The sequence below is a fragment of the Micromonospora sp. DT44 genome, assembly GCF_049841635.1.
Taxonomy (GTDB): domain Bacteria; phylum Actinomycetota; class Actinomycetes; order Mycobacteriales; family Micromonosporaceae; genus Micromonospora.
The window spans coordinates 22,748-38,254 of sequence record NZ_JBNCKS010000011.1 but is presented as its reverse complement, the minus strand read 5'-3'; the positions used below and the strand labels follow the sequence as shown (position 1 = coordinate 38,254).

14 protein-coding genes are annotated in these 15,507 nt (G+C 70.9%); 3 read left to right on the top strand and 11 right to left on the bottom strand.

Features of this window, described 5'->3' with window-relative positions; translation table 11 throughout:
- Window positions 1-81: 81 nt before the first annotated feature.
- From ACLQ25_RS08645 to ACLQ25_RS08625, 5 genes are all read right to left on the bottom strand, one after another.
- Window positions 82-1,308 carry a hypothetical protein gene (locus tag ACLQ25_RS08645; protein WP_425730373.1) on the bottom strand — a complete coding sequence of 409 codons (1,227 nt, stop codon included), beginning with the start codon at window positions 1,306-1,308 and terminating at the stop codon, window positions 82-84.
- 12 nt (window positions 1,309-1,320) lie between these two features.
- Window positions 1,321-2,025, bottom strand: a complete 705-nt coding sequence (locus ACLQ25_RS08640; protein ID WP_425730372.1) for a hypothetical protein — start codon at window positions 2,023-2,025, stop codon at window positions 1,321-1,323.
- Between the two features lie 31 nt (window positions 2,026-2,056).
- Window positions 2,057-2,377 carry a hypothetical protein gene (locus ACLQ25_RS08635; RefSeq protein ID WP_425730371.1) on the bottom strand — a complete coding sequence of 107 codons (321 nt, stop codon included), beginning with the start codon at window positions 2,375-2,377 and terminating at the stop codon, window positions 2,057-2,059.
- Between the two features lie 81 nt (window positions 2,378-2,458).
- Window positions 2,459-2,770 carry a hypothetical protein gene (locus ACLQ25_RS08630; protein ID WP_425730370.1) on the bottom strand — a complete coding sequence of 104 codons (312 nt, stop codon included), beginning with the start codon at window positions 2,768-2,770 and terminating at the stop codon, window positions 2,459-2,461.
- 5 nt (window positions 2,771-2,775) lie between these two features.
- The gene (locus tag ACLQ25_RS08625; protein ID WP_425730369.1) at window positions 2,776-3,315 is read right to left on the bottom strand and encodes a DUF6668 family protein; all 540 of its coding nucleotides are present in this window, start codon (window positions 3,313-3,315) and stop codon (window positions 2,776-2,778) included.
- A 216-nt stretch (window positions 3,316-3,531) separates the two neighbouring features.
- On the opposite strand from ACLQ25_RS08625, the gene ACLQ25_RS08620 reads away from it, so the two are divergent.
- Window positions 3,532-4,311, top strand: a complete 780-nt coding sequence (locus tag ACLQ25_RS08620) for a lytic transglycosylase domain-containing protein (protein ID WP_425730368.1) — start codon at window positions 3,532-3,534, stop codon at window positions 4,309-4,311.
- A gap of 27 nt (window positions 4,312-4,338) precedes the next feature.
- Here ACLQ25_RS08620 and ACLQ25_RS08615 read toward each other — a convergent pair whose 3' ends face one another.
- The 4 genes from ACLQ25_RS08615 to ACLQ25_RS08600 all read right to left on the bottom strand — a co-directional run bounded on the left by ACLQ25_RS08615 (window position 4,339) and on the right by ACLQ25_RS08600 (window position 8,453).
- Window positions 4,339-5,079: a hypothetical protein gene (locus tag ACLQ25_RS08615; protein WP_425730367.1), complete on the bottom strand. Its 741-nt coding sequence runs from the start codon at window positions 5,077-5,079 to the stop codon at window positions 4,339-4,341.
- Window positions 5,080-5,154: 75 nt separating this feature from the next.
- Entirely contained in the window at window positions 5,155-5,922 is a 768-nt protein-coding gene (locus tag ACLQ25_RS08610; protein ID WP_425730366.1) for an anti-sigma factor family protein, read from the bottom strand.
- A 100-nt stretch (window positions 5,923-6,022) separates the two neighbouring features.
- The gene (locus tag ACLQ25_RS08605; RefSeq protein WP_425730365.1) at window positions 6,023-6,592 is read right to left on the bottom strand and encodes a sigma-70 family RNA polymerase sigma factor; all 570 of its coding nucleotides are present in this window, start codon (window positions 6,590-6,592) and stop codon (window positions 6,023-6,025) included.
- A 181-nt stretch (window positions 6,593-6,773) separates the two neighbouring features.
- Entirely contained in the window at window positions 6,774-8,453 is a 1,680-nt protein-coding gene (locus ACLQ25_RS08600; RefSeq protein WP_425730364.1) for a beta-1,3-glucanase family protein, read from the bottom strand.
- 205 nt (window positions 8,454-8,658) lie between these two features.
- Here ACLQ25_RS08600 and ACLQ25_RS08595 point away from each other — a divergent pair, with 205 nt between their 5' ends.
- A complete protein-coding gene (locus tag ACLQ25_RS08595; protein WP_425730363.1) occupies window positions 8,659-10,242 on the top strand; it encodes a ricin-type beta-trefoil lectin domain protein in 1,584 nt (527 codons plus the stop codon).
- A gap of 52 nt (window positions 10,243-10,294) precedes the next feature.
- Here the strand turns inward: ACLQ25_RS08595 and ACLQ25_RS08590 are convergent, their stop codons facing one another.
- Window positions 10,295-11,764, bottom strand: coding sequence for a S8 family serine peptidase (locus ACLQ25_RS08590; protein WP_425730362.1), 1,470 nt, complete (start codon window positions 11,762-11,764; stop codon window positions 10,295-10,297).
- A 264-nt stretch (window positions 11,765-12,028) separates the two neighbouring features.
- On the opposite strand from ACLQ25_RS08590, the gene ACLQ25_RS08585 reads away from it, so the two are divergent.
- Window positions 12,029-14,047, top strand: coding sequence for a hypothetical protein (locus ACLQ25_RS08585; protein WP_425730361.1), 2,019 nt, complete (start codon window positions 12,029-12,031; stop codon window positions 14,045-14,047).
- Here ACLQ25_RS08585 and ACLQ25_RS08580 read toward each other — a convergent pair.
- Window positions 13,978-15,468 carry a hypothetical protein gene (locus ACLQ25_RS08580; RefSeq protein WP_425730360.1) on the bottom strand — a complete coding sequence of 497 codons (1,491 nt, stop codon included), beginning with the start codon at window positions 15,466-15,468 and terminating at the stop codon, window positions 13,978-13,980. The genes ACLQ25_RS08585 and ACLQ25_RS08580 overlap by 70 nt on opposite strands.
- Window positions 15,469-15,507 lie beyond the last annotated feature (39 nt).

Sequence of the window (15,507 nt, the reverse complement as noted above, 5' to 3'; positions counted from 1 at the left end):
GGGAATCCTTTCGTTCAGGTCTACCTGCTTTGATCGGCGGGGACGCGGTCCGGCTGTGACCCCTGCGCCGATCGGGCGCCGTCACTGGTTGTGTCCGGCGTTGCCGTCGGCGCCGTCCACGGCGCCCGTCACGATGGCCCTGCCGTGCCGGCCGGCGCGGACCGCCGCGTCGGTGGCGGCCCCGGCGACGGTGCCCGCCGCCCGGACCGCGCTGGCCCCGCTGCTCCCGCTGCTGCCCGACGCGCCCTGGTTGCCCCGCTGGCCCTGGTCGCCCTTGGACCCGGGGGCTCCGGCGGCCCCCTGGCTACCGGAAGGGCCTCGTCCTCCGCCTCCACCCTGGGAGGATCCTGCGCCGCGCGCGCCGGACGGACCGCTCTCGCCGCCGTAGGACATCCCGGAACCGGCGACCTTCTTCGCCCCGGACGCGACTCCGCCCACCACTGACGAGGCGGCGGCACCGGACGGATCGCCGGTGCCGAGTGCCGCCGTGGCCGGCACAATGATCTTCAGTAGGGCGGGCATCGCGATCGCGGACAGCAGCAGCACGCCGACGCCGGCGATACGCATGTGGGCCAGGCTGGTCCGATTACCCTCGGCGATCATCGCGGAGCCGGAGAACATGATCAGGCCGACGGCCGGTTTGTAGATGAGCCAGGCGATCAGCCAGCCGAGGTGTTTGCGCCACCACCCGGCGCCCCAGTTCGTCATGGAGGCGGCAGCCGCCATCGGCAGCGTGCCGAGCAGCATGGTCACCACGCCTAGGCGGATGTAGAGCATGAGGACGTGCACGATCGCCGAGAGCAGCAACAGGAAGGCGAGAAACAGCAGGAGAAAGGCCTCCATGGTGGTTCCCAGGCCGATGCACGGGACACTCTTGACGAGGTTGAGCGCCGCGCTCTGATAGAGGTGGTCGGAATAGTCGTCGGAGAGTTTCGCGGCATTGGCGGCGACGTACGTGCCGGCGCCCGCGACCAGGATGACCCGCAGGAAGCCCTGGATCGCGACCCGCCCGGCCTCACCCCGCCGGTCGAGCGCCATCTTGGCCGCGGCGAAGAGCACCGATCCGATCGCCAGGTAGGTGACGACCCACTGGACCTGATCACTGATCTGCCCCGGGACGCCGGCGTTGTTCTCGCTGAAGCCAGGACCGAGGGTCGGCACCGATTCGCTCAGTTCGCCGAAGATCTTGATCGCGGCGGCCAGGATGATGTTCGCCACGATCCGCATCAGCGTCCCGATCGGGTCGCCGAGAAAGTCGAAGAAGCCCGTGCCGCCGCTGTCGAGCGCGTCTCCAGGAGCGCAGTCCATGTCGCCCAACCCTCACTTCGTCCACATGGTGAAACCGGCGTTCGCCAGGACCGTCTCCGACGGCGTGCGCACCTCACCGACCCGGGATGGCTGGATCTTCCAGTCGCCGGCGTCCCACCGCAGGTCGACGTCGGTCGCGACGTGTTGCCCAGCCGTGGTCTGGACGAGCAACCGCACCAGCGCCGCCTCCGGCGAATACGTCACGACGCGGTAGCCGACATAGCTGCCGTGCCCACCGCCCGCGCCGGGCGTGGCGAAGCCGAGGCGTCCCACCAGGACGTCGCGGCCCTTTCCCGCCATCACCTGGTGCTCCACGGTGGCCCGCCAACCCCGCTCGCCGAGTTGGGTCGGCACCACGTGCGCCGCCAACACCGCCCCCATCGGGGTGTGCGCGAAACACCGCAGAACCTGCCCGTCAGCCTCTCTCGGGCCGTCGCTCGCGGAGATCGGTATCCGTTTCCCGCTCTCCAGAACCTGCCAGGTCAGGTCCTCGGGAGGGAGGGTCGACGTCGGTGCCGCCGGTGTCCCGGAGACGCACGGTGGCCTGGTCACCTCGCCCCCCGTGGTGAGCCCTACCGACTCCCCGTCCCGGCCCGTCAGGCCGATGGCCGCGGCGAGCAGGGCGGAACCCACGATGAACGCGGCCGAGAGGATCCACCCCTGTTGCCGCCAGAACGGCGGATCCTCGGCGGAGCGTCGTCTGCCGTTGCCGAACATGATGCGTCTCTCCCCTGCTGGCCGGTCGACGTCAGAGGAAGAAGTCCGCGATTGGACCGGCGGCGGAGACCAGGATGCAGCCGCCGAGCACCATGCCGAGCCGCGACATGTGCTCCGAGCTCTCGCCCCGCTTCATCGAGATGGCCATCATGACCCCGGTGATCAGCACCCCGGCGGTACCGGCGGCGGTACCGGCCCAGGCGATCAGACCGAGCAACTTGTCCACGAGATTCTTCAGTGGATCCGGCGCGCCGGGCTTGGGGTCGAAGACGCCCGCGACCGGCCCGGGGAGTTCCGGCACGCGGACGGAGATGGAGGCGGCGAGGACATAGGGAAGGTCCATCAGGTTCATGGGGTGCGTCTCCTTGAGGCGTGGGCCACCGAAGTGACCGCAGAGATGGGACTTAACTAGTACGAAAAGGTGGAAAGCGGCTCAGAGTCCAAGATCGCCGAACCAGGTCACCAGCGGCCCGGCGCTGGCGCCGAGCAGGCAGGCGGCCATGACGATGCTGACGCCGCGGAAGTGTTCGCTCTCCTCACCCGGAGTGCCTCGATTCAGCTGAAGCATCATCAGGATGCCGACGATCATCAGTCCGGCGACGCTGGTGGCCGTGACCGCCCAGGCGAGCAGGTTGAGCAGGGGCTCCAGTCCGCCGCTTCCCAGCGGGTCGTACTGGGGCAGCGGCGCGAGCGAGGGCAGCGGCTCCCGCTGCGGGGCCGCCATGCCATGTGCTGCGACGGTCACGTGGATCACCCCTTGCGCCCGGGTAGCTCACGGTCGGCACCGACGGCACCGGCCAGGCCGAACAACTCCTTCGGCAGCTGTCTGGGTGGGATCCCCAGACGCCAGGCCGGCATCCACGGCACCCGGTGCACCGGGGCGATCGACCGCAGCACCCGGATCCGGCGCGCGAGCGCAAGGGGCAACCGACCGGGCGCGTCCGCCACCAACACCAGACCGATCAGCCGCATGGCGGCCGGATGACGGCCCTCGCGCAACGCGTTCAGCGCCCGTCCGGCGGCACCCATACCCTCGGCGTTGGTCCGTGCCACCAACATCACCTTCGCCGGCTCCCCGAGCGCGGCGTCCGGCCAGCGGCAGCCGAGGTCGATCCCCCCGAGCATCCGGGTCAGCGTGGTGGTACCGGCGCCACCGTGCGCCGCTATCCAACCGATCCCCTGCTCGGAAAGAGCTCGCCGCGGAGTCACGCCGTCGCCGTAGGCCACCGCAAGACCCGCCGCTCCCAACGGCACCCGCCGTGCCGCGTCGACCGCTGATGGGACGCCCATCCGAATCACCACCCTCTTTCTGTCGCATCGTTCTCGACGTCCGACCCCTCCGGTCCGGCCCGGCATTCGGGCCGCCGCCGTTGAACCACGCGCTGCTTGGTCCCGTTGGACCGGCGAACCCGGACCGGATGATGGACGCCTCTACGGCGGACATCAGCCCTCGGTTCAAGGCGGGTTCGACATTTTTCGTGCACGACGACCCCGAGGGAGTGGGACATGAGCGGTTCGAGCACGAAGGACGGTGGCTCGCAGAAGAGCACGGCCGTCCTGGTCGGCGCGGCGATCGCGACAGTCGTGACCTGTCTGATGGGCGGCCCGGTCGTCGTTGTCGTCGTCGCCGGGGCGGTGTTCATCATCGGCGGGCTCGGCGTCCTGCTGTTCCCACTGATCGTGCTGATCATCTTGTTCACCGGCCCCGGCGGCAGCGACAGCGGCGACGCCTGGGACCGGGCCGACGAGTCGCTGGCCGCGTTCCAGGGTGACGGCAAGGGAACGCTGGACCGGACGCAGGTGCCGGTGTCCCTGGCCGACACGATCGAGGACGCGGGTGCCATCTGCACCTCGATCGGCCCGATCGTGATCGCGGCGCAGATCGAGGTCGAGTCGCGCTGGGATGGCACCAAGGTCGGCGCGGACGGTGAGGTGGGCATCTCCCAACTGCCACCCGCCGTCTTCACCCGGTACGGCAAGGACACCGACAAGAACGACAAGACGTCCGCCCTCGACCAGAAGGACTCGATCATGGCGCAGGGCCGGTACCTCTGCGCCCTCGCGGACGAGGCGCAGGGGCTCATTGACAGCAAGCAGGCGATCGGCAGCGCGCTCGACCTGGCCCTTGTCGCGTACGACCAGGGCATGGACGCCGTGCGGGAGGCCGGTGGGATCCCCGCGACGGCCCAGGCCCAGGGTTACGTGGCAAAGGTGCGGGCCCGTTTCGGCCAGTACCAGGGCCTCGGTGGCCCTCCGCCGTCCTTCCCGTCCGCCAGCCCGACCTGAGAGTCACCCCGCGTTCCGGATGCGCGCTCACAGCCGCGCTGAAGTCGCCCGTCGTTGCTGGCGCGGCAGGTGTGCGGCGCTACTCGACTCTGCCCGGCCGCCGTCGTGGTTCGGTCCGCCAGCTCGATCGGCCCGCAACGACGGCATGGCCGCGATGTCCGCCCCCGGCAGGCCGGGCCGCGAGGATGGGATCGGGTGCTCCCGTCGTTCGATCATGGGCTGCGGGAGGTGCCTCGACACGCCGTCGAGGTACCCGCCCGACGAGAGCCGCCGTAGGACCGGGCTCTGGTCGAGCAGCGCACCGAGACGGTTGCTCGTACGCCGATAGAGATCGCTGCGGGGGTCGATGCTACTCAGGTCCGGCACATTCCGCAGATCGATCGGGAGCCGATCCGAGCGGTCCGATCTAGCGTCCAGTTCCGCCAGCCAGCGCTTCACCTTCCTGGCGGCACGCACGAGAAGGTTGAGGAATTCGTCGTGCCATTGAACGTGCGCCGCCGACCCGACGGGCGGGGCTGTCGGCGTTATGGACGGAACACCCGCGGCGGCTCCCTGCGCCGGTGTCCCCAATGGAAGGCGCCCCATGCGTTCCTTGACGATCCCGATCGCCTCAACCACGTCCCCGGACGGGGGTTGGCCAGCAGCCTCGCGCCTGGCCCAGAGCTTGCGCAGCTCATTGCCGAGGGTCACGAGCACCAGAGCTTCCACCTCGACCCCGATCGGGTCGCGGGGCGCGCCGCGCGGATCGGGTGCGTTTGCCTCGGGCATGGCGGTACCTCCGGAGAGCGTCGGGTTCTGTTGTCCGGAGCTCTACGGCTCACCTCTGGCGCGGGTTCACCTCGTTCAGCGGGGAGAGCCGGCGCCTCGAGTGATCGGAGCGGTGACGACGCCGACGCCGTCGCTGGTCCCGACGGTGATGAACGCCAACTCGTCGATCGGCAACGCGGTCTCGCCGGTCACCTTTTGCGGGCCGTTCGACGCCAACCAGTCCCGTACCGTGTGGGTGACCCCGTCGCGGGTCACCGCGTAGAGCCGGTAGCGCAGGCCCGGTCGCAGGCCCGTGACGGTGATCCGGATCGTGGAGTGGTCGCTGTCGTCGGTGGTGACCAGGACGGAGAGGCTCGCACCGTAGGCGGGCGCTTCACCCGAGGCGGTCAGCGTGGGCTCGGGGTCGCCCCGCTCGTTGACCACGACGACCCCACCGGCCAGGGCCAGGGCCAGAACCGCGGCGGCCGCACCGCCCCAGATCCGTATGCGACGACGACGTGCGCCGCCGCGATCGTTGGTCGGGCCGCGATCCGGGCGGGCACCCGCCGGCCGATCCCCGCCGGGCCGCGCGCCGGCGGGTCGAGCCGACCCGGCCGGGTCACCGCCCGATCGCGCGGCGGGGCTCGGCGGCGGGTCCGCCACCACGGGCAACTCCCAGTCGACGTCCGCCAGACCGGCCAGGCCACTGGTCGAGGCCCCGACCTCCGTCGCCTCGTTCAGGCAGCGCCAACAGCCAGCCAGATGCTCCTCGAACGCGACGCGGTCGGCCTCGTCGAGGACGCCGAGCAGGTAGAGCGCCAGCCTCGGCTGCTCTTCGGTGGCATGCTCACCGCCTGGACCCATCCCGCTTCTCCTCAACGCGTCGACACCGCACCAGGTGGTGGCTTCCCGGGACCGTTTGCGTGCTGGTCGACAGGCCAGGATCGGAACGGCCGGGCCGGGATCACGACGACTCCGTCGAGCCGATCGCCGCGTGCAGCGCGCGAACCGCATAGTACGCCCGGGATTTTACCGTACCCTCGGGTATCCCGAGACGCTCCGCCGCCTCGGCGATGGAAGCCCCCTTGTAGTACATCTCGATCAGCACCTGCCGATGCTCCGGACTGATCTGCTTCAGGGCCACCTGCACGGTGTGGTTGCTCACCACGCGATCCATCACGTCCTCGGCCGAGGAGACCCGGTTCAGGTCCGGCAGGTTGACCTCCTGCGGACGTGACTGCCGCGACCGGATCGCGTCGATGGCCACGTGCCGGGCGACCGTGTACAACCACGGGGCGATCCTCTGCGGGTCGGTGGCGAGCGTGTCCAGGTTCCGCCAGGTGCGCAGGAACGTCTCCTGCACCAGATCCTCGGCCAGTTCCCGCTGGCCGAGGACGAGCCGGGTAAGGAACCGCAACAGCGGGACCCGGTACTCCTCGAAGATCTGCCGCATCAGGGCTTCGGCGGCGGAAGGGCCACTGGCGGCGGAGTCCCCAGCCCACGGACCGAGCGCTTCGTTGTGCACCGCCGACACAGACCGCCTCCCCTGACGCACGGGTAGGACCCGCACGACCACACCGGCGCCTCGCCCGCTTTCGACCGGACGCTCTCCGGGGAGAATAGCCGTACCGGCCAGTCGGCGTGTTTCGGCTACGGGACGATTGAGGGCGACCGGCGACCGGCGACCGGCGGGATCCCACAGGGGAATGTCGGCGTCACCGCCCGAAGCGCAACCACCTGATGTTCAGGTACTCCTGGGGCTGCCCGCTGGCGAAGGTGAGGAACACGTCGTGCCGGCCGGTGACCGCCGCCATGTTCCCCGGGATGGTCAACCACCGCTGCCAACCACCGGTGCTGGCCACCGCGATGGTTCCGATCGGCGGACTCGTCTCGCTGTCCAGGCGTACCTGGATCAGCCCGGAGAGCCCCAGGTCGGCGCCAGAGGCGACCCGGACGACGAACTGCGTCATCGGCCGGTCGCCGAACTCGACCCCGTGGTAGGCGACCCAGTCACCGTTGGCGATGGAGCAGAGGTTCTCCCCGCCCTCGCCGCAGGGCTCTCGGCGTACACCCTGCTCGCGGTCGAAACCGGACGCGGCGATCTCCTGATCGGCGACGCGGACCTGACCGCCGACGGTCCCGGCCGCAACGGCCGTTCCCGCCACGGCCGCCGGGACCGGGGCCGGCACCGCCGCGGGCGGAGGCTGCGCGATCGGGTACGACGCCTCGCCGCCGGCGAACGGGGTGAGGGTGACGGTCACCTCACGGGGCGTCGGATCCTGGATGTACGAGGCGTCCCCGACGATGTCGTCGTACGGGAAGCCGTACACCCGACCGTTCGCGGAGTGGTTGTGCAGGATCCGGGAGTAGTGGTTGGTCACCGAGTGCTGGTAGAAGGCACTTCGGTCGTCGACGGGTTGGAACGGCCGGTCCAGCACCGACCGGTTGAACCCGGCGGCCAGGGCCGCGGCCACCTTTCCGCTCGCGTCATTGGGCCTGCTGAACGTGCCGTTGCACATGAGCACGTCCATCGTGGTCGGCCGGTCGAAAGCGCCGATCCCACCGTCGAAGTGCATCCTCCCGTCGTCGCCCACACGACCGGTGAAGGCGCCGAACTCGTTGGAGACACGCAGGTCGGTGCCACGGTACCGATCCCACATCTCGGCGATGTAGCCGTCAAAGTAGGTAGGCGAGAAGCGACCCGCGACGATGCCGTGACCCGGCGCGATGACACGAAGCCCGTCTCCGATGATCAGCCGCTCGTACCCGGGTTGCCGTGCCACCTCCGCGAAGATCGCGTCTCGGCCGCCGTCGGTGAGCTTCCCGGCGGTGTGTTCTCCCGCGCCGACCAGCCGCGTCGCGATCGGGATGCTGAACATGTCGACCATCGTGGTGTTGCAGTGCATGCCGTTCGGGTTGTAGGTGAATTCCCAGAAATCCCAGAGCACCCCGAAGTTCGGATCGCTCTCGACGGACCCCGCCGGCTCCTGCAACATCGGCCTTCCGCCGCCGTCGACCACCTTGAATCGCAGCCGGCCGTCGATCGAGAAGTAGATCCGTCCACCGTCGAGCATCGGCAGGACGAACGGAGTCGCTCCCTCGTCGGCGAGGGGAACGGCGATGTCCAGGAACCCGTCCGGGCCGTTGTCCGCGAACGAGGCCGGGGTGAACCTCCCCGGGCTCCTGACGTAGCCCATCTCCCTGGTGGCGGGGTCGTACCCGGTGATGTACATGTGGATCGAGGAGTTCGCGTAGCGACCGGTACTGTTGACCACGGTCAGCGGCAGTCCACCCTCGGCCCTGGCTCGCGCCAGTAACGGTGTCGCCACCAGCGGCACACCCACCACCGCCGCACCGGCGACCCCCAGTCCGAGCATCTTTCGTCTGGTCAGCAACGGACACACCTCCATAGATCGGCATGCTGGACGGTGGGGCGCAGCGAGGCGCGAACCGTCGAAGACAGCCACGTCCACGGTCCCGACCCCCCTCCGGTTCAATCGCCGACGAGACAAAATTTGATGGATTCGTGGTCGTGCGATGAACATATGCGGCAGCTAATCCGTCACGACAGTGATGTCGCCCCGCCGAAAGGGATGGCCCGTGACAACCGACCCCCGCACCATCCGGCCCTGGTTCGGCCGGACACCGCGCCGAATCGTGGCCGTCGCCGCAGCTGCCCTGGCCGTCGTCTGCGCGGCGATCGCCGCGATCGGCTGGGGCGTCGCCTCGGCCCGCGACCAGATGATCGGCGGACCGGTCTCCGACGAACAGGCCGCGGTCATCGTGGCCGCAGCCCGTTCCTGCCCGATGCTGAGCCCGGCCCGGCTCGCCGGCCAGCTCATGGCCGAGTCGAAACTGGCCTGGAGCGCGACGGAGACCGCATCCAGAGGCACGGGCATCGCCGGGCTCGACAACCAGGACTGGAAGCTCTGGAAGCCGTGGCCGGACGCGGAACGCTCCGACGGCACCGCGAACATCGTCGCGCTGGCTCACCAGGTGTGCGACTACAGCGGCAAGCTGCGCCTCGCCAACGTCTCCGGTGACTCGTGGCGGCTGTCGGTCGCCGCCTTCCACAGCGGCCTGGAGTCGGTGACCACGGCCGGGGCTGTGCCGCCGGACGCGGTCGACTACGTCGACCAGGTCAGCGGCTACGCCGCGTACTACGGGAAGCGGACCCATCTCGGCGGGCCCGGTGGCGTCGCGCCGACCGGGCCGGAAATGGACGCCAGGGGAGTCCCGAGCGAGTACGTCGATCTGCTCCTCCGGGCCGGCTCGGTCTGCCAGGCCGTGACTCCCCCGGCGATCGCGGCGCAGCTGATGGCGCTCTCCAGGTTCGACCCGAACCTGCTCGGGCCCGCCGGCCAGCGGGGTATCGCGCAGTTCCTTCCCGAGGTGTGGCAGGCGTACGGGCCAACCGACGCATCCGCCTGGGAGCCTGCCGTCGCGATCCCGGCCGTCGGCACCGCCATGTGTGCGATGGCCGGCGAACTGTCCCCCCTTGAGGGCGACCCCTACCTGCTCGCGCTCGCCGCCTACCGCAACGGCCCGACCGCGGTGCGGCAGAGCGGCGGCGTCCTCGACGGAGACACCAAGGCGTTCCTGAAGTCAGTGAAGTCGCTCACCGACTTCTACGCGCTCGACGGGCGGCTGGTGGTCGGCGCCAAGCCGGCCCCGTCCACGCCCGCGCCGCCGCCGCCACCGCCGGCGACACCTGCCGCGCCGACGCCGGCCGGACCGGGCACGCCGACCCCGACGGCCGGCGATCCGCCGGCCCCGCCGACGCCGGCCAAGCCGCCCGTCCGTCCCGCTGGCGCAAAACAGCTCTACCACCTGATGACCAAGCTCTGCGTCAGCACCGGCGGGACCGTCGGGGGGACCCGGCTGACCTTGAAGGCGTGCGACAACGGCGACCCGACCCAGTGGTGGGTGGTCCTCGCCGACGGAACGTTCCGCGCCGCGGGCCTCTGCATGGACGTGGCCGAGGGCGCCAATAAGGACGGGGCGGCCGTCATGGCCGCCACCTGCAACGGAAGCCCCACCCAGGTGTGGCGGATGAACAGCAAGGGTGGCGTGCTCAACCTCCACATCCTCAAGGCGCTGGACGCGAACGTGAACGTGCCGAACAAGCCGCTGCTCGTCTGGACCTTCGTGGAGAACCGCGAGCAGTTCTGGGCCTGGCGGTGACGAACGGCCCGGGTACGCGGCTCGTCCGCGTACCCGGGCCGCGCCTGCTCCGCTATTCGTTCGCGCGGCGCCGGAAGCGGATCGCGAAGACAAAACCGATCGCGGCGACCAGCCCGAGGCCGAGGAGGACGGCGAGTGCGGTCCCACCGCCGCCCCCCGCGTTCTGCTCGCCGGACACCTGCCGCTCCTCGTCGAGCTTCTTGGCGACGGAGGCAGCCGGATTGATCATTCCGGCGCCGTATCGGGCGTCCCCGTTCTCCATCGCGTCGGCCGTGCTCCGAATGCGTTCCTTCACCTGGACGGCAGTCAGGTCCGGGTAGGCCGCCCGGACGAGCGCCGCTTGACCGGCCACGAACGCCACCGCGAACCGGGTACCCGTGTTGCTCAACACCCCGGTGCCACTGATCCCGAGACTCGCCACGTCGACCCCCGGAGCGACGACCTCTACTGTCCCCTGCTGGTACTCCTCGGCGAGCTGCCCATCGGCGCCGACACCACCGGCCAGGAGCAGCGCACCGGTCGCGGACCGCTCCGAGCCCGAAGGGGCGGTGACCGGTTTCGTCGGCGCCCCCGCCACCACGACCACGTCGTGGTTCAACGCCGTGGTGATGGACGCCGCCACCGTGGGGGCTCCCAGGTCGACGTCGGCGCCCAACGCGACGACCGAGGCGCCGGCGCTGACCGCCACCTCGATGGCGTTCGAGGCGTCCATGGCCCGACTGCTCGCGGAGGGCCCCATCATCCGGATGGGCAGGATCGTGGCGTCGGGCGCGATGCCGACGGGAGTCTTGTCGGCGCTGGTGGAAGCGCTCGCGGCGATGATGGACGCCATCGCGGTGCCGGTACCGAGGCAGTCGGTATCACCCCGGCCGTTCCCGGCGGTGACGTCCGCTCCCACGGCAACCCGACCATTGAGCTGCGGGAGCTTGCCGTCCACACCGGAATCGACCACGGCAACCATGACACCGTTGCCCCGGCTCATATCCCAGGCGCCGTCGGCCGCCAGCCGCAGCTGGGCCCAGTTGGATCGGCTGCTCGACCCGGCGGTGGCGGTGCACCCGGAAGGCGCGCCGCTGCCGGTCGGTGGCCCGCTCGGCGATGCGCTCGGGTCGGGTCCAGCCGAGGGCGACGTGGTGACAGGCGGCTTCGGGGCGGTCCGGGAAGGCTTCGGGGCGGGCCGGGAGGGCTTCGGGGCGGACGGGAGCTGGCCATACTGCACGCCCTCACCTGCTGCGTCCCACGGGAGCACCAGCCGCCAGCCGGGGTTGAGCTTGGCCGGATCGGTCAGGCCCGCGCCGTCGGCCTGGACACGCCCCGCGTTCAGGTTGTAGATCTCCGCCGACCGCTCGCCGCTGCCGAGGAAGCGCACAGCGATCTCGGTCAGGTTCTCCGGCTGCCCCTGGTGCTCTGCTGCGACCACGTAGAACTTGACATATGCCTGCGGGTCCGGGGTGGGCGCCTGAGCCGCAGCCGCTCCCGCCGCCGCCACAAGCACGCAGCAGGCCGTCGCAACGACCGCCATCAGGCGTGCAAGGGTTGGACGCTTCGCTAGCACTGATGTCCTCCTTCAATCGCCGAGCCCGATCGCCTCGGCTGTTACAACTATTGCGGATCAGCGGCCGGTTAGTTCAAATCAATCTGAACCGAAGTTTCAACAACGTCGTGGTGTGGGCAGATCTGGTGTCGGCGGACCGAGGGTACCGAGAGCGCGGCGTGCGGTGGATCGCGGCTGGCCGTCCTGATTCCGGCGGGCACGAAGGCAGAGCGGATGGATGGTGGTGAGCGCATGAACCCGGTGACACCGACGATCGACGCCGGCATCGACGAGCTGCCGGCCACCCGACGGTTCGACCCGCGCAGACACCTGCGGATCGCCGGCCTGTTCGACCTCTGGCTGGAGCCGGGGCCCGAGGGCGGGCTGGTGGTGCCGACCGAGCCCAGCGTCCTGCTCAATGCGCGAGGCATCACCGACCTGGTCCGACGATCCGGTGAGGCCGCGCACGACGTCCGGATCCTGACCAGTGACGGCACCCGCAACCGGGACCTGTTCAGCGAGGTCGCCGGCCTGCTCGGACATGACGTACTCGTGAGCCCCGACGGCGCCGACGTCCGACACCGGTACCGGTACCGGCGCCAGGAGAACGCGGAGGGCGGCCCGCTGCACGCGGTACCGCTGGACCGGGTCACCCGCCGCTGCATGGACTGGGTCGTGATCCAACCGCCGGACCTCGCCACCCCGCTGCCCGGCTGGTTCGCCGTCGACCGGGGTGTGGTCCGTCCCCGTACCGGCCTGGTCGGCCTTCCGCTGCCGGCCGGACTCGCCCTCGCCACCCGGGCCGACTTCGTGACCCGTCGCGCCATCGCACACCAGCTCACCGCCACGTCGGACGGACTGGTCACCGTCGCCGTCACGGCGCGGGCAGAGGGATTCCTCGTCGGGGACTACGGCGGAACCCAGACGGTGCACGGTGGTGAGCAACTCGCCGCCCTCCTCGGCGACCTTCCGCTGTACGGCAGCGACCTCCGGCTCTGGGTCACCTGGCCATCGGATCCGCAGGAGCAGCGGGGCCTCGCCGAGCAGGCACGGGACCTCGCCGAGCAGACCGGCGCCACGGTCTGGACACCGGCGCCGGGCGGCAGCGCCGAGCTGGTCGACGGTGGCCGCGACCTCCGCGCGCTCGCCCCTGCGGGAAACGCCGGTGAGTGGCACGCGTACCGGCCCGGATCCGCCGCCGGCCCGTTGGCACTGCGGGCGACGCCGGACGGTCTGCTCGTGCCGGCGCTGGCCCGCGTTCGCATAACGGTGTCCCCGCGGCTCGCGCTGCCCGCCTCCACGCCGGCGGATCGGCCGGATTCGGCGCACGATCCGGTCACCGTACCGGCCACGGCCCTTGATCGCCCCGCCCTGATCACCGAGAGTCGGCGGGCCCCGGTGTACGGTCCCGCGTGGCTTGCACCCGGGCAGCAGGTCAACGCCGAAGAGTTCGAGGCGTTCGTCGTCTGCCCCGTGGACCCCGCCCGCGCGGTCGCCGAGGGCGTGCAGAGCGCCGAGCTCTTCCTGACCGCCCTCCTGGACCCGGGTTCGGTGCCGAACGACACCTACCTGCTGCGGGTACGCGTCGCGCCCGGAGGCGCGATCCCCATGACGACGCTCCGCTCGCACATACCCGCGCGTCTCCAGCATCTGCGCGGAGTCAACGACGCCTATCTGCTGCCGGCGGGACGGCTGGACCGGGTGTCCCCGCTCGGCGGATTCCGCACCTACCGGTTCGGCCGGCTCCTTCGAACGACCGACTGCGCAGACGGACCGCTGCGAATCCACTGCTCTTCCCGGTACCGGACGATCGCCGGCCTGCCCAACGATGTCCGCCGCTGGCCCGGTTTCGGCAGCCGGCGGGCGTACGCCCTCGTACCGGAGTCGGGCAGCCGCCTGCCACGCGGCTGGCTGCGTCTGCACCGCAAGGCCCCGCCGGCCCGGCCGGGCCGGCTCCTGCTGGAGGTCCGGGTGCCCCGGGGCCGCACGATCGACGTCACGTCGACGGCCGAGATGCTCGCCCCGCTCACCCGGCTGCGTAGCCAGGCCGAGCGGCTCCGGGCCGCCGGGGTGGAGCTGATCGTGGGCAGCCGCTCGTACGAGCGTGTCCAGGTCCGCCGCGTGTACCGCGCGCAGGAGCACGCCTGGCGGCGCGTCCCGGGGACCGTGACCGGGCCGCTACCGGCCGTACTCAGCCAGGTTCAGCCTCCGTCCCCCACCCGAACCGACCACCGGCCGCCGGGGACCGGACCGACCACGACCGGCACGTAGCGGCCGCCTGTCGCTGTGGCGAGCCCGCGTATGTCGTCCGCCGCGCCTGCCGGCAGGCCGGCGACGAAGAACACGCACGGATCCGGCAGCCCATCGCCCGGAGTTGGCGGTGACGGCAGGCCGGGCAGCGTCTCGTAGCCGTTCACGTCCACGGCGCCGAGCGCTTCACCGACCACGGCGACCCGGACGCCCTCGGAATGGAGTCGCCGGGCGAGTGCGGTGGCGAGCCGCTGGCAGACGTCGAGGGCCCCGACAACCGTGAGGACGTCGGGCACCTGGCCGAGGTCGACGTGGAGCCGCCACGGGCCCTGCCTGCCCAGCACCAGCGGTACGGATGCCGGGGGCGCCGGTTCCGCCTCGCCGAGCCAGGCGTAGGCGGGCGCCTCCCGACGCTTCGCTGCTCCGACAAGTCGGACGTGCACGGGACCTTCCTCGCTGAGCAGATCGGCCCGCAGATGGGGCACCTCGCCCGGGGCCAGAGCCGCCGGCCGCGACTCCACTGCCCGCGACTCCGGCGGCCGCGACTCCGGCGGCCGCGACTCCGGCGGCAACGCGGTTGGCGTCGGTGTAGGTGGCGGCGGCACGGTTCGCGACGGCGGCAGGGGCCACGACGACAGCGACGGCGGGGACGCGCGAGGCGGCGTGGGCCTGTCCTGCGGTACCGGGGCTGCGGAATCCGCGCCGTTCACGGTGTCGGTAGCGACCTCGGCGGGGGCCGGGGTGTGGTGTCGCTCCGGCGGCCACGGGCCGGTGTCGTCGAGGGCAGCCGTGCGGAACCGGTATCCGCCCCGACGCAGCGTCATCACGGCGATCACGGCGAGCACTACCGCGAGGACACCGGCACCACCTCTGACCAGGATTGGCGCGAACTCACCGGCGTCGGGATCGCCAGAGGCACGTCCGGCGGCGGCGCTCTCCGTCACCGCCGGGGCCGCCGTCGGGGAACGGGCGACGGCACTTGACGCCGTAGAACTGGGTTTCACCGCAGTGGCGTTCGGCTTGGGCGCAGTGGCGCTCGGCTTGGGCGCAGTGGCGCTCGGCTTGGGCGCGGCAGCGCTCTTGCCGGGTGGCGAGGAGCTCACCCCGATCGTCGGCAGCGCTCCGCTGCGCACTCCGGATCCCTCGGCGTCGCGCGGCAGCACGAGAAGCCAACCGGGTCGCAACTCGACGCCGTCGGTGAAGGTGCCGCCGTCGGGCTGTTTTCTGCCGATGTTGAGCTGCGTGATCTCCCGGAACCGGTTGCCGTTGCCAAGGGTATGCAGGGCGATGTCGTACAGGTACTCCCGCTGGCCGTTCACCGGCGGTCCGACCACGTAGTACCTGCCTGTCTCGTCCGGCGCCGCAACCGCCGGTACCGCCGGGGCGAACAGCACCAAACCGACCATCAGCAGCACCATCGCCAGCGCTTGCCGCATCAACACCGCTGCCCTCCACACCCTCGCATCATCGCCATCCTTCCG